This is a genomic window from Komagataeibacter melomenusus (assembly GCF_013155395.1).
Lineage (GTDB): Bacteria > Pseudomonadota > Alphaproteobacteria > Acetobacterales > Acetobacteraceae > Komagataeibacter > Komagataeibacter melomenusus.
Window position 1 is genome coordinate 20,555 of record NZ_JABJWC010000041.1, and the last position, 13,319, is coordinate 33,873.

The window sequence follows — 13,319 nt, forward strand, 5'->3', positions numbered from 1 at the left end:
CGTCTTTACGTTACGGGCCTTCAGGGGTCCGCAGCGATGAATGTCTCTACAAAGGGGCGGCTTGAAGTGGCCGATCAGTCCACGCGTCTTAAAAAACGCGCCGAGTTCCTGCGGGTCGCGGCCAAAGGTCGCAAGGCCCCCATGCCGGGGCTGGTGCTGCAGGCGCTTGAACGCGATGATGCGGATGCCGCCCGCTTTGGTTTTACCGTTACCAAAAAAGTAGGTAATTCCGTCGTGCGGAACCGCGTGCGGCGGCGCCTGCGCGAGGTGGTGCGGATTCTGGGCCGCGAGAGGGCGCTGGAAGGCGTCGATATCGTGGTCATAGGCCGTTCTGGCACGCGGGGGCGGCGCTTCGAGTCGCTTCTGGCCGATTACCGCAAGGCCCTGAGCAAGGCCGGGGTGAAGGAAGGGTCGTGAGTACGTCTTCCATCAGCCTGCCTGCCCATGTGCTGCGCGCGATGATTCGCGCCTATCAACTGGTGATCCGCCCCATCTGGGGCGCGCATTGCCGTTTCTCTCCTTCATGCAGTCATTATGCGCGTGACGCGATTGCCCTTCATGGGGCAGGGCGCGGCAGCGTGCTGGCCGGGTGGCGCATCCTGCGCTGCAACCCGTGGAATGCGGGCGGTCACGACCCTGTTCCCGGCACGGCCTGCGGCTGTGGCATGCAAAACAGTAAAAGTCTGGCGGGTCGCTGATGGATATCAAGCGTTTTATGGTGGCAACGGCACTGTCTGCCGTGGTGCTGGTCGGTTTCGAATATTTCCTGCCACAGCAGAACCATAAGACGGTCGAGCAGCAGGCCCCTGCGTCCGCGCCGGCGCCCGCACCTGCCGCAGCCGATGCGGCCGCCACCCCGGTGGCCGACCAGGCGGCAAAGCCCGATGCACCCGACCCGCGGGTGACGATCGATGCCGGGCGCGTGGCGGGCTCGCTTGACCTGCGTGGCGCGCGGCTCGATGACCTCGTGCTCAAGAATTACCATGAGACCGTCAAGGACGGCAGCCCGCTCGTGCGCGTGCTCGAACCGCGTGGCGAAGAGCAGCCCAACCTTGTCGAGGTGGGCTGGACCAATGTCAGCGGCGGCCAGGTGCGCGTGCCCGACGCCAATACGGTCTGGACCGCCGACCACGACAGGCTGACCGAGGCGCAGCCCGTGACCCTGAGCTGGGATAACGGCCAGGGCCAGGTCTTCCAGATCACCATCGGCATTGACCCCAACTACATGTTCACGGTCACGCAGAAGGTGGTCAACCACGGTAGCGATGGGGTGTCCCTCTATCCGTTCTCACGCGTGGAGCGTGGCTACACGCCGGTCGAGACGGGTGGCTACCTGGTGCATGAGGGGCCGATCTCGGTCATTGACCACCGGCTGGATGAAAGCTCCTACAAGTCGCTGCGCAAGGCCGCCGTGCCGCCGGGCAATATTGCATGGTCCAAGTCCGGCCAGGGCGGCTGGGCGGGCATTACCGACAAATACTGGCTGGCAGCCGTCATTCCGCAGCAGGATAGCGATGTGGCGGCCAATTACGCCTTTGCATCGCAGGGCGGCGACAAGGGCATCTATGATGTCGGCTTTACCGCGCGCGCGCCGCTGGTTGTGGCGGCAGGCGGCGAGGCCAGCACCGAAAGTCATGTCTTTGCCGGTGCCAAGGAAGTGCCGCTGCTCGAGAAATACGAGTCCAGCCTGCATATCCCCGATTTCTGGAAAGCGGTTGATTTTGGCTGGTTTGCCTTCCTCACGCGCCCCATCTTCACGGTGCTGGACTGGCTGAACACCATGCTGGGCAATTTTGGCCTGGCCCTGATGGCGTTCACCCTGCTGGTCAAGGCGCTGTTCTTCCCGCTGGCCACCAAGCAGTTCCACTCCATGGGCAAGATGCGCCAGCTCCAGCCCAAGATCAAAGCCCTGCGCGAGCGCTATAAAGACGACCAGATGGCGCTCAACCAGCAGATGATCGCACTGTACAAGCAGGAAGGCGTGAACCCCGCCAGCGGCTGCCTGCCCATGCTGTTGCAGATTCCGGTGTTCTGGTGCCTGTACAAGGATCTGTACGTGACCATCGAGATGCGTCATGCGCCGTTCTTTGGCTGGATCCATGACCTCTCGGCCTTTGACCCGACAAACCTGTTTACCCTGTTCGGGCTGATCCCGTGGGACCCTTCGGTCATCTCGCCCATGCTCCAGCTTGGCCTGTGGCCGATGGCGTTCGGGCTGACCATGTTCATCCAGCAGAAGCTGAACCCCGCGCCTTCCATTGATCCGGCGCAGCAGAAGATGTTCCAGTTCATGCCGATCATCTTCACCTTCTTCATGGCGCGCCAGCCCGCGGGCCTCGTGATCTACTATTGCTGGAACAACCTGCTGACCATGTTGCAGCAGACCGTGATCCAGCGCCGCATGAACACGAAGGCCGCCGCGACCGGGCAGGCCAAGCTGCCGGCCGGGAAGAAATGACCGCAGGGACCAACATGGTGGATTTTTCGACCCCAGCTCCCACGCCAGAGGAAATGGAACGCGACCGTGAGATCGGTCGCGTGCTGTTTGCCGGTGAGTTCAACTTCGTGTTCGGCGCGCAGAAGCTCGGGCAACTGCCCGACCCGATCCTGCCCGAGATCGCGTTTGCCGGTCGCTCCAACGTGGGCAAGTCGAGCCTGATCAACGCGCTGACCGGGCGCAGGGCGCTGGCGCGGGCCTCGTCCGAGCCGGGGCGGACCAAGCAGCTCAACTTCTTTGAACTTGCCGATCGCCTCACGCTCGTTGACATGCCGGGCTACGGCTTTGCCAAGGCGGCCAAGGCGGTGAAGGAAGACTGGCAGGGCATGATGTTCTCCTACCTGCGCGGCAGGCCCACGCTGCGCCGCGTGGTGCTGCTGCTTGACAGCCGGGTGGAACTCAAGGCCAGCGATGAAGAGATCATGAAGATGCTCGACCGCGCGGCCGTGACCTTTCAGGTCGTGCTGACCAAGTGCGATGTGCCAAAGCCGCCCGCGCTGGCCGCCAAGCTGCGCGAAGTGGGCGAGATCGTGCGCGCGCATGCAGCCGCCTTCCCCGATGTGCTGGCCACGAGCAGCACGACCGGAACCGGGATCGAGGAACTGCGGGCCGAACTGGCCCGCCTGGCCAACCCGGTCTAGACCCCGCATACGGACCGGCGCCCGCGCTGGTGCGGCGGGGGTGATGGATATGAAGCAGTCAGGAGCGAAGGAACCGTTCGGATGACAGGAACAGGATCGGCTGATCAGGACCCACAGGCACGCGCCGAGGTTCTGGCCAGGGCGCTGCCTTATCTGCGGCGCTATGCGGGTGATACGGTCGTGGTGAAATATGGCGGCAGTGCGATGGTCGACACCACGCTCTCCACCGCGTTCGGCCATGATATCGCCTTGCTCAAGCAGGTTGGCGTCAACCCTGTGGTGGTGCATGGCGGTGGCCCGCAGATCAGCGCCATGCTCAGGCGCCTGCAGATCGAATCCACCTTCATCGACGGCCTGCGCGTGACCGATGCCGCCATGATCGATGTGATCGAGATGGTGCTCGGCGGCAAGGTGAACAAGCAGGTGGCGGGCCTGATCAACCGCGCCGGTGCCCTGGCCGTGGGCATTTCGGGGCTGGATGGCGGGCTGATCACCGCGCGCAGGCTGCATCGCCGCGCGCGTGAAAATGGCGTTGAAACCGATCGCCTGCTCGACCTTGGCTTCGTGGGCGAGCCCGAGCGCATCGACCCGCGCGTGATCTATGCGCTGTCCGGCTCGGGGCTCATTCCGGTCATTGCGCCAATTGGCAGCAGTGCCAGTGGCGAGACCTACAATATCAATGCCGATACGGCCGCGGGCGCCATTGCAGGCGCGGTCAATGCCAGCCGCCTGCTGATGCTGACCGACGTGCCCGGCGTGCTGGATGGTAATGGCAAGTTGATCCCCGAACTCACGGCCGAGGATGCGCGCAGGGGCATTGCCAGCGGCATGATCTCGGGCGGCATGATCCCCAAGGTGGAAACCTGCCTCGAGGCCGTGCGCGCCGGTGCCAAGGCCGCCGTGATCCTTGATGGCCGGGTGCAGCATGCCTGCCTGCTCGAGCTTTTTACCGAAGCCGGGCCCGGAACCCTCATTCGCAGCGCATGATGCGCAGCGCCATGCGGGCCTGCGGGCAGGGGGGATGCGTTGACATTCCCCCTGATCCTCCGCATGGTCCGCTGGCAAATTAATACAGGTTTGCGGCCATGACAGGCCGGTAAAACCATCCCAGACAGGATTTTGCCGATATGACCGATACATCCCTCCAGAGCCAGATCGAGGCCCTGTGGGAGCGTCGCGAGACGCTGTCCACCGCCACCACCGGTGCTGACCGTGATGCCGTTGAAGCCGCCCTTCTGGCGCTGGATTCGGGCAAGCTGCGCGTGGCCACGCCGGGCGCTGGCGGCTGGGTGGTGAATGAATGGCTCAAAAAGGCGGTGCTGCTGTCCTTCCGCCTCAATGATAACCGCCTTGTCGAAGGTGGTGGCGCGGGCGCGCCGAGCTACGACAAGGTGCCGCTGAAATTTGCTGGCTGGGACCAGGCCGCCTTTGCCGCTGCCGGTTTCCGTGCCGTGCCCGGCTCCATCGTGCGCCGTTCCGCCTTCATCGCGCCGGGCGTGGTGCTCATGCCCAGCTTCGTCAATGCCGGTGCCTATGTTGATAGCGGCACCATGGTCGATACCTGGGTTACGATCGGCAGTTGCGCGCAGATCGGCAAGAACTGCCACATCAGCGGTGGCGTGGGCATTGGTGGCGTGCTCGAGCCGCTGCAGGCCGCCCCCGTCATCATCGAGGATGGCTGCTTCATCGGCGCGCGTTCGGAAGTGGCCGAGGGCGTTGTGGTCGAGCGTGGCAGCGTGCTGTCCATGGGCGTGTTCCTTGGCGCGTCCACCAAGATCGTGGATCGCACCACGGGCGAGGTCTTCATGGGCCGCGTCCCGGCCTACTCGGTGGTGGTGCCCGGCACCCTGCCGCCGCGCCAGGCCACCTCGACCGACGGCAAGCCGCTGCCGTCGCTTGACTGTGCCGTGATCGTCAAGCGCGTGGACGAGCGCACCCGCTCCAAGACCTCGATCAACGACCTGCTGCGCGGCTGACCGGCAACGGAGACACACCCTGATGGCGCATGATGGAATGGCAGGCTTGGAACACGACCCCGGTGGCGTTGTGGCGCTGGCGCGCGATCTGATCCGCTGCCCTTCCGTCACGCCTGATGACGGGTGTGGCATCAACGCGCTGGCCGCCGTGCTCGAGGGCATCGGCTTCAGCGTGACCCTGCTGCCCTTTGGCGAGGGCGCGGCCCGCACGCCCAACCTGTATGCCCGCCTTGGCACGGGGCACCCGCATCTATGCTTTGCAGGCCATACGGATGTGGTGCCGGTGGGCGATGCGCCCTGGGCGCATGATCCCTTTGGCGGGGACATACACGACGGCATCCTGTTCGGCCGCGGCGCGTGCGACATGAAGGGCGGCATCGCCGCCTTTGTCGCCGCCGTGCGCCTGTACCTGCAAAAGACGCCTGCGCCCAGGGGGTCGATCAGCCTGCTGATTACGGGCGATGAGGAAGGGCCTGCCACCAACGGCACCGTGCGCGTGCTGGAATGGATGCAGGCCAATAAGCAGATCCCCGATTTCTGCCTGGTGGGCGAGCCGACCAATCCGGGCGAGATGGGCGAGGTCATCAAGATCGGGCGGCGCGGCAGCCTCAATGCCTGCATTACCGTGCATGGCACGCAGGGGCATGTGGCCTATCCGCACCGGGCGGATAACCCCGTCCACCGGCTGCTTGCGCTGCTGGGCGAACTGACGGCGGCCCCGCTTGATGCGGGCAGCGCGTGGTTCGAGCCCTCAAGCCTTCAGGTCACCAGCCTTGACGTGGGCAATACGGCCACCAATGTCATACCGGCACGGGCGCAGGGGCGGCTCAATATCCGTTTCAATGACCTGCATACCGGCGCTGATCTTTCTGGCTGGCTCCGCACCGTCGTGGCCCGGCATGCGCCCGGGGCGGAAGTTGCCATTGCCATCAGCGGGGAATCCTTCCTGACCCAGCCCGATGCCCCGGTCGAGGCGCTGCGGCAGGCCGTGCGGGCGGTGACGGGCCATGTGCCCAGGCTCGATACCGGGGGCGGCACGTCTGATGCCCGCTTCATCAGCCGCTACTGCCCGGTGGCCGAGTTCGGTCTTGTCGGGGCCAGCATGCACAAGGTGGACGAGCATGTGGCGCTGGCCGACCTGACGCAGTTGACGGCGATCTATTGTGGTTTTCTTGAAAAGGTAATGGGCTAATGTCCGATCGCGGCCCCTCTCCAACCCCGAACGCATCCGGGTTTGGCGGTATTCTCAAAGGCATGATGCTGCTGGGACGGGGTCGCGCGGAAGGGATCGCCTGTTTTGGCAATACGCGCGATTCCGTGCTCGCGGCCCTCGCACCCCGGCTGGCGATGTGGCTGGTGCTTGGCGGCCTGACCCTTGGGGCGGCCCCGCAGGCCATCAGCGGCGTCAAGGTGCTGTTCGCGCTGTGCCTGATCCTGCTGCCTGCGGTCGTGACCAATGCCCTGGCCCGCCACTGGAAGCGCGAAGGGCTGTGGATGCGCTATATCACCGCGACATGGTGGACAGACTGGCTCACCCTGTTTGTTGGCCTCGTGGTGGCGCTGCTCATGGCGCTGGCCTCGCCCAGACTGCTGCAATCGGCGACAGGGGCGGGCATTCTCAACGGCGTGGAGTTTGGCTACAGCCTGTGGCTGACATGGTATGTCGCCCGCGTGGGGCTGCTGCTGCGGCGCGGGCAGGCGGTCGTGCTGGTATTGGCCATTCTGGGCAGCCTCGGGCTGCTCGTGGCCGCGACGGGGCTGCTTTCTCCGCATCAGCGGGCCTGGCATGACTTCCTTTATCCGCTTATGATCCAGCAGGCCCAGCCGCATTAAGGGCCGGGCGGCTCCCTGCTGGAAATCATGAAAAAGTCTTTGGTGCAGCTTTTTTCAAAAAGCTTCAGGGGATACTGCTGTTTTGAAAAAAGACGCAGGCCGGAATTTGCAATCAGTCCGTAGCGTATCGTTACCCCCATTGCGTGCATGCGTTTTACGTCAGGTTCAGGATTGCCAAAATGGGCACGAAAAAAGCGTGTGATGGTCATGAGGCATTAAATAATGCCCTCATCATTGCTGTTTTCTGCATTCTTTGCCGGTTTTCGTCTTTCGGTAATCCGCTGATCAATGTGGATGAAGGGTTTTACCTGTTTGTCGGCGGCGACATGCTGCATGGCGCCATACCCTTTGTGGATGTATGGGACAGGAAGCCGCTGGGCCTGTTCATCCTCTACGCCTTTTTCCACCTGTTCGGCCCCTACCGGCTCTGGGCCTATCAGATCGGCGCGCTGGTCAGCGTATGCCTGACCGCCATCGTGGCCATGAAGATGGCGCGATGCGTGGCCTCGGCCACCGGCGCCCTCATGGCCGCCCTGCTTTACGTGGCCTGGCTGAACCTTGCAGGCGGTGAGGGCGGCCAGTCGCCCGTATTCTATAACCTGCTGGTGGGAGGCGCGATGCTCAACATCGTCCGGCTCATCAGCACGGAAAAGCCCATGCAGGCCGAGATCGTCAAACGGGGCAGCATGGCCATGCTGCTGTTCGGCCTGTCGCTCCAGATCAAGTACACAACGGTTTTTGAAGGCTGCTTTGCGGGCATTTTCCTGGGGCATATCCTCAGGCAGAACCGGCTTTCATGGGCGGCTACGGGCCGCTACCTCGCATTGTTCGCCGCCATTGCCCTGCTGCCTACCGTGATGGTGGGGGGCGGGTACTGGCTGTGCGGTCATGGCCGCCAATGGTGGTTTGCCAATATCCTGTCGATCTTTTATCGCACCAAGGAACCACCGGCGATCCTGGCGCATAATTTCATGAATATTATGCTGCTGACCGGTCCGCTATTGCTCAATATTGCCCTGCAGATGCTCCTGTGCCGCAACCGGACTGCCGTGCAGCGCAGATGCGCCTTCTTTTTCAATGCCTGGTCGGCCTGTGCGGTGATCGGGGTTTTCCTGATCGGGGAATGGTTCAACCATTATGCCATTCCGGCTTTTCTGCCGCTTTCCATTGCATCAGCATCCCTGTTCACCAGCCCTGTCGGCCGGGTCTGGCTCATGGCGCTGCTGGCGGCAGGCACGGTGAGCGGGCAGGCCATGGTTCTTGAAAACCAGAAGAACAATGGCAATGCCCGGACATTTCATAATGTTCTGGATGTCATTGCAAAAGAAAAAGGCTGCCTGTTCATTTATAACGGATCAGCGATTTTTTATGATTTCCTGCCACCGTGCAAGTTGACGGATCATCCCTTTCCCGGTCATTTTGATTCGATTGTTGAAAACCGGGCAACCGGCATGGACCCGGCCACCGAAATCAGGAACGTGCTGCGCCAGAACCCGACCTACATCATGGCCTACACGCCACCGCGGCCGGATGAGAATGAAGCGGTCCGGGCCATTTTATATGACAGGATCAGGCAGGCCTATACGGAAGCCTATCGCGAGCGGCAGGGCAACGGCTTCCTGGTTTTGTACAGGCTTGATGCGCGCCTCAAACCATAAGGAAGTTGCTGGTGAAGCTTCTTTCAAAAAGCTTCAGGAGCCGTCGCCTGCCTGAAAAAAGACGGCACCCGAACAACGCGGATGATCAGGCACCGGCCAGCTACCGGCTGAAGGGATTGTCCTCATAGCCCACCGCCGTCAGGCACAGCCCGTCTGGCGGGGCGGTGGGGCCGGCTGCGCGGCGGTCGCGGGCGGCAAGGGCCTCGGCCACCCGCTCGGGCTCCCAGCGGCCTTCGCCCACCATTTTCAGGGTGCCGACCATGTTGCGTACCTGATGGTGCAGGAAGGAGCGGGCCGCGGTTTCCACCACCACGTAGTCGCCCTCGCGGCGCACATCAAGTTGCTCGAGCGAGCGCACCGGGCTGCGCGCCTGGCAGGCCGAGGCGCGGAAGGACGTGAAATCATGCCGTCCGATCAGGCAGCGCCCGGCGCGCTGCATGATGTCCACATCGAGCGGGGCCTTGATGTGCCATACCCGCCCTTCATCAAGGGCCGGGCGCGCCGAACGGTTGAGAATGCGGTAGCGGTAGGCGCGCGAGCAGGCGGAAAAGCGGGCATTCCAGTGCGGCAGCACCGGGCGCGCCATGAGTACCACCACCGGGTGGGGCTTCATGTAGAAGTTAAGCCCGTCGCGCACCGTGGCACTCGACAGCGTGACATCGGCGGGAAAATCCAGATGCGCGACCTGCCCTGCCGCATGCACGCCCGCATCGGTGCGGCCTGCCGTGATGCTGCGCACCGTGCGGCCGCCGGTCAGGTTGCGCGCGGCCCCTTCGAGCAGCCCCTGCACGGATATGAGATCCGCCGCCGACTGGCGCTGCCAGCCGACAAGGCCCCGCCCGTCATATTCGAGCAGCACCGCCCAGCGGCACACGGTAGGCGGGGCGATGTCATCGGGGCGGATCGTGGGAATCGTGGGCAGCGGGGGCGTGGTCTCGGTCATCGGGGGGTTACGCCACGCCCAGGCGCGTGCCAGCGGCCACGGCCTGCCCGCGCAGGAAGTCGGCGGCCTCCATCATGCCCCGGCCGGGGCGTTGCAGGCGCATGATGCGCACGCTCGTGCCCCCGCCACAGGCCACGCGCAGCCCGTCATCCACCACCGTGCCGGGCGCGGCCTGCGCATTGCCCTGCGCCACGCTCACGGCCCCGATCTTGATCACCTGTTCGCCCAGCGTGGTGAACGTGCCGGGCCAGGGGGTCAGCGCGCGGACCTGGCGGTCGATTTCAGCGGCGGGGCGGGTCCAGTCGATGCGCCCGTCCTCGCGGCTCAGGCGCTGTACGTAGGTCACCCCGCTTTCCGGCTGAGGGGTGCCGGGGTAGGGCGGTTGCGCCAGTACCTCCACGATCAGGCGGCCCCCCATGGCGGCAAGGTCATCATGGAGCGTGGTGGCCGTGGTGTGGTCGGTCAGCGCCACATGGTCGCGCAGCAGCATGGCCCCGGTGTCCAGCCCGGCATCCATCTGCATGATGGTCACGCCACTTTCACTGTCACCGGCCAGGATGGCGGCCTGGATGGGCGCTGCCCCGCGCCAGCGCGGCAGCAGGCTGGCATGGATGTTCAGGCAGCCACGTGCCGGGGTCCCGAGCATCTCCACCGGCAGGATCAGCCCGTAGGCCGCAACGACGGCGGCATCCAGTTTCAGGTCACGGAAATGGGCGTGCTCCTCCGCATTGCGCCGCAGCGAGAGCGGGGTGCGCACGGGAATGCCGAGGTCTTCGGCGGCAAGATGCACCGGCGCGGGGCGCAGTTTCTTGCCGCGCCCGGCAGGGCGGGGGGGCTGGCTGTAAACGGTAACGATGTCATGCCCGGCCTGATGCAGGGCGCGCAGGGCGGGCACTGCAAAATCGGGCGTGCCCATGAAGGCCAGTCGCATGGTGGGGGTCCGTTCTGTCTGGGCCGGAACCCTTGGCGTGACAGGTCGGGTTCCGGCGGCGGCGGTATCCGCGCTCAGCACTCAGTGCTTGAGGCGCTGTTCCTTGGCCAGGCGGCGCATGATCATGTTGCGCTTGAGGGTGGAGAGATGATCGACGAACAGGATGCCCTCGAGGTGGTCGATCTCGTGCTGCAGGCAGGTGGCGAGCAGGCCATTGGCCTCAAGCTCGTGCTTCTTGCCCTCCATGTCCTGGTAGCGCACGCGCACGGCTTCGGGGCGGATGACCTCGGCATACTGGTTGGGCAGCGACAGGCAGCCTTCCTCGCGCACGGCCATGTCCTCGGTCTCGGCAATCACCTCGGGGTTGATCAGCACGAGCGGGTTGCGGGCCTCGTCCTTGTCGGACACGTCCACAATGGCAAAGCGCATGCCAAGCCCGACCTGGGGGGCGGCCAGCCCGATGCCGGGGGCTGCGTACATGGCGGCGAACATGCGGGGGATGGTGGTGCGCAGGTCGCCCATGTCCTCGGGGCGGACAAGGCGGGTCTTCTGGCGCAGGACCGCCTGGGGCGCGACCAGGATCGGCATGGGGGTCGCCTGAGCGATGACATCATGATCAATCATAGATCGCCATTTAGCGTTTCCGCCCGCGTGATGCCAGTGGTGATGCAGCCAAAATGCACATGCGCGGCGGCGGCTGCTCCCTTGTGCATTTCTATTATTCTCCCATATCGTAGGGGAACGGGGGATGGATGCCGTTTCGGGTCCGTTTTTTCCGTTTCCTGTCTCGCTCACAGCAGAGGAGGCCGATTTGTCGGGAAGAGTTTTCGGGTCGCCCATGTTCCTTGGGTTCGATCATCTGGAGCAGATGCTTGAACGGGCATCAAAAAATGCATCGGACGGGTATCCGCCCTACAACATAGAGCAGGTCAGCCCCACCACGCTGCGCATCACGCTTGCGGTGGCCGGGTTCGTGATGGAAGACCTGCACATAACCCAGGAAGACAACCAGCTTGTCATCCGCGGCCGCCAGAGCGATGACGGGCAGGGGCGCATCTTCCTGCACCGTGGCATTGCGGCGCGGCAGTTCCAGAAGGCGTTCGTGCTGGCCGAGGGAATCGAGGTTGGCGGCGCGTGGATGGATAACGGGCTGCTGCACATTGAATTGGCCCGCCCGCAGCCTGAAGTGCGCGTGCGCAAGATCGAGATCGCCCGCGCCCCGCAGGCGGCCCCCCCGTCCTCGCATGATCGTGTTGCGCCGGTGGTTGATGTGCCGGCCGGGCGCAAGCAACGTGTTGTCAGGGTGATTGACGAGGACTGATCCCCCATGAACCGCATGGTCTGGGGTTCCTGTTGCGATATGGAGACGAAGGGGAACGGACCCTTCATGATGCAGGAGAGGACGCAATGAGAGTCACGACACGCAATGGCCGGGTGCTGCTGCACAGTGAACCGGCGGAACCGACGACAGGCCCCCGCATGATCAGCACCGGCGAACTGCGCGGGCTGGGCATGGAAGCGGTTGCCTATATCCGGGCAGTGCAGGTCGAGGGCGAGGACGCCTTCGCCATCCATGCCGCCGATGGCACGCCGCTGGCCGTAGCCGAGGACCGCGACGAGGCGGTCAATGCCATCGTCCAGCACAACATGATGCTGGTGCCGCTGCACTAGGGCACATCCTGCCCTACACATGACAGATGGCCCTGTCCCCCTATCCGGGGGGCAGGGCCATTTCTGTTGGGGCAGGCCCGCAGGGGGCTACCGACAAGGCGGTCAGTCGTGGGCAGTCAGTTCGGGCGTAGCGAGGGGTCGAGCCAGCCGATATTACCGTCAGGGCGGCGGTAGAGCACGTTGATCGTCTCGGTCTTGCTGTTGCGGAAGAGCTGGATCTGGCAGTCGGCAAGGTCAAGCCGCATCACCGCCTCGCTCACGCTCAGGGTCGGGATCTCGGTCGGGTGCTCGGCAATGATGGTGGCGTAGGGGCCGGTTGCGGGCAGCGCGCTGTCCTCATCCTCAAGCGTGGCGTCGTCTTCCGTGGCGGAGAGGGCGGTCATGCCAGGGCGCAGGATGTAGCCACGCCCGACTTCGGGCACCTGCTGGCGGGCTTTCTGGTGGCCATGCTTGGTGGCCTTGCGGTGGTAGCGGCGCAGGCGGCTGGCAATATGCTCGGCGGCATCATCAAAGGCCGAATGGGCATCGGCGGCCTCGCCTTCGCCGCGCAGGGTCAGCCCGCGCGTGGCATGGAGGTTGATGTCGCATGTAAAGAACGAACGCGCGCGGCTGAAGGTGACGCGGGCTTCCATGGCCTGTCCGAAATATTTTTCCGATATGCGGTCCAGATGGGCGCTTACCCTGTGTTTCAGGGCATCGGACAGGGCGATCTGCTTTCCGGCGACACTGATGTGCATAAGGGGCAACTCCTTACATGGTCGTAACGCGGTGGCTTACGGGCAGAAGGAAGACGTGCTTTGAGCGAATGGCTATGAATTAAGGAAACGATCCTTCCCGCAAGGCCTGCGTAACAGTGGCTGTTGCGTCGTGCCCGTGGGGCACATGACAGCGAACGGATGTATTTGGGCATGGTTGCCCCCTCGCTGTCCATGCTTTCCTTGCATGCGGGAGCAGTGCTTTTTTTTGCGCCAGCCCCTTGCGCAAAGCGTAACGAATACAGGAGGCGGTTTCTGGTCGGGAAGCCAGGACCAGAAGACGTTTCTGGTGAAGCTTTTTTCAGGGCCTGTTGGGAATTATCGTGAATTGATGATTGCAGCGGAGAGATAAATCATCGCTGCGAATGATCTGTCTGTCTTGTCGCTCCGCGTGGCGATACGCTTGAACTCCTT

16 protein-coding genes are annotated in these 13,319 nt (G+C 63.9%); 11 read left to right on the forward strand and 5 right to left on the reverse strand.

From position 1 onward, the window contains the following. Positions 1-66: 66 nt before the first annotated feature. The 8 genes from rnpA (at position 67) to HNW77_RS13700 (ending at position 6,947) form a co-directional block, all read left to right on the forward strand. On the forward strand, positions 67-417 hold the full coding sequence (gene rnpA, locus HNW77_RS13665; RefSeq protein WP_172158382.1) for a ribonuclease P protein component: 351 nt from the start codon (positions 67-69) through the stop codon (positions 415-417). After that, complete coding sequence (gene yidD / locus HNW77_RS13670) at positions 414-698, forward strand: membrane protein insertion efficiency factor YidD (RefSeq protein WP_110566655.1); 285 nt, start codon at positions 414-416, stop codon at positions 696-698. The genes rnpA and yidD overlap by 4 nt, the downstream gene beginning before the upstream one ends. Next, a complete protein-coding gene (gene yidC, locus HNW77_RS13675; RefSeq protein ID WP_172158356.1) occupies positions 698-2,458 on the forward strand; it encodes a membrane protein insertase YidC in 1,761 nt (586 codons plus the stop codon). Before yidD ends, yidC begins: the two co-directional genes overlap by 1 nt. Positions 2,459-2,472: 14 nt before the next feature. Continuing rightward, entirely contained in the window at positions 2,473-3,138 is a 666-nt protein-coding gene (gene yihA / locus HNW77_RS13680) for a ribosome biogenesis GTP-binding protein YihA/YsxC (RefSeq protein ID WP_172158384.1), read from the forward strand. 81 nt (positions 3,139-3,219) lie between these two features. Next, complete coding sequence (gene argB, locus HNW77_RS13685; RefSeq protein ID WP_172158358.1) at positions 3,220-4,125, forward strand: acetylglutamate kinase; 906 nt, start codon at positions 3,220-3,222, stop codon at positions 4,123-4,125. Positions 4,126-4,265: 140 nt separating this feature from the next. After that, complete coding sequence (gene dapD / locus HNW77_RS13690) at positions 4,266-5,114, forward strand: 2,3,4,5-tetrahydropyridine-2,6-dicarboxylate N-succinyltransferase (RefSeq protein ID WP_172158360.1); 849 nt, start codon at positions 4,266-4,268, stop codon at positions 5,112-5,114. Positions 5,115-5,151: 37 nt separating this feature from the next. Then, entirely contained in the window at positions 5,152-6,306 is a 1,155-nt protein-coding gene (gene dapE / locus HNW77_RS13695) for a succinyl-diaminopimelate desuccinylase (protein WP_172158392.1), read from the forward strand. After that, entirely contained in the window at positions 6,306-6,947 is a 642-nt protein-coding gene (locus HNW77_RS13700) for a hypothetical protein (protein ID WP_172158362.1), read from the forward strand. The genes dapE and HNW77_RS13700 overlap by 1 nt, the downstream gene beginning before the upstream one ends. Here the strand turns inward: HNW77_RS13700 and HNW77_RS13705 are convergent. Beyond that, positions 6,944-7,156, reverse strand: coding sequence for a hypothetical protein (locus tag HNW77_RS13705; protein WP_172158364.1), 213 nt, complete (start codon positions 7,154-7,156; stop codon positions 6,944-6,946). The genes HNW77_RS13700 and HNW77_RS13705 overlap by 4 nt on opposite strands. Positions 7,157-7,237: 81 nt before the next feature. On the opposite strand from HNW77_RS13705, the gene HNW77_RS13710 reads away from it, so the two are divergent. After that, positions 7,238-8,605: a glycosyltransferase family 39 protein gene (locus HNW77_RS13710; RefSeq protein ID WP_172158365.1), complete on the forward strand. Its 1,368-nt coding sequence runs from the start codon at positions 7,238-7,240 to the stop codon at positions 8,603-8,605. 100 nt (positions 8,606-8,705) lie between these two features. Here the strand turns inward: HNW77_RS13710 and truA are convergent, their stop codons facing one another. From truA to def, 3 genes are all read right to left on the reverse strand, one after another. After that, the gene (gene truA / locus HNW77_RS13715; protein WP_172158367.1) at positions 8,706-9,548 is read right to left on the reverse strand and encodes a tRNA pseudouridine(38-40) synthase TruA; all 843 of its coding nucleotides are present in this window, start codon (positions 9,546-9,548) and stop codon (positions 8,706-8,708) included. Between the two features lie 7 nt (positions 9,549-9,555). Beyond that, positions 9,556-10,479: a methionyl-tRNA formyltransferase gene (gene fmt, locus HNW77_RS13720; protein ID WP_172158369.1), complete on the reverse strand. Its 924-nt coding sequence runs from the start codon at positions 10,477-10,479 to the stop codon at positions 9,556-9,558. Between the two features lie 81 nt (positions 10,480-10,560). Beyond that, positions 10,561-11,103, reverse strand: coding sequence for a peptide deformylase (gene def / locus HNW77_RS13725; protein WP_172158371.1), 543 nt, complete (start codon positions 11,101-11,103; stop codon positions 10,561-10,563). Between the two features lie 214 nt (positions 11,104-11,317). Between def and HNW77_RS13730 the strand changes: the two genes are divergently transcribed. Together HNW77_RS13730 and HNW77_RS13735 are read left to right on the forward strand one after the other, a co-directional pair. After that, a complete protein-coding gene (locus tag HNW77_RS13730) occupies positions 11,318-11,800 on the forward strand; it encodes an Hsp20 family protein (protein WP_172158393.1) in 483 nt (160 codons plus the stop codon). 86 nt (positions 11,801-11,886) lie between these two features. Beyond that, a complete protein-coding gene (locus tag HNW77_RS13735; RefSeq protein ID WP_172158372.1) occupies positions 11,887-12,150 on the forward strand; it encodes a DUF1150 family protein in 264 nt (87 codons plus the stop codon). Positions 12,151-12,266: 116 nt separating this feature from the next. On the opposite strand, the gene hpf is transcribed toward HNW77_RS13735, so the two are convergent. Next, positions 12,267-12,887: a ribosome hibernation-promoting factor, HPF/YfiA family gene (gene hpf, locus HNW77_RS13740; RefSeq protein WP_172158374.1), complete on the reverse strand. Its 621-nt coding sequence runs from the start codon at positions 12,885-12,887 to the stop codon at positions 12,267-12,269. Between the last annotated feature and the right edge of the window lie 432 nt (positions 12,888-13,319).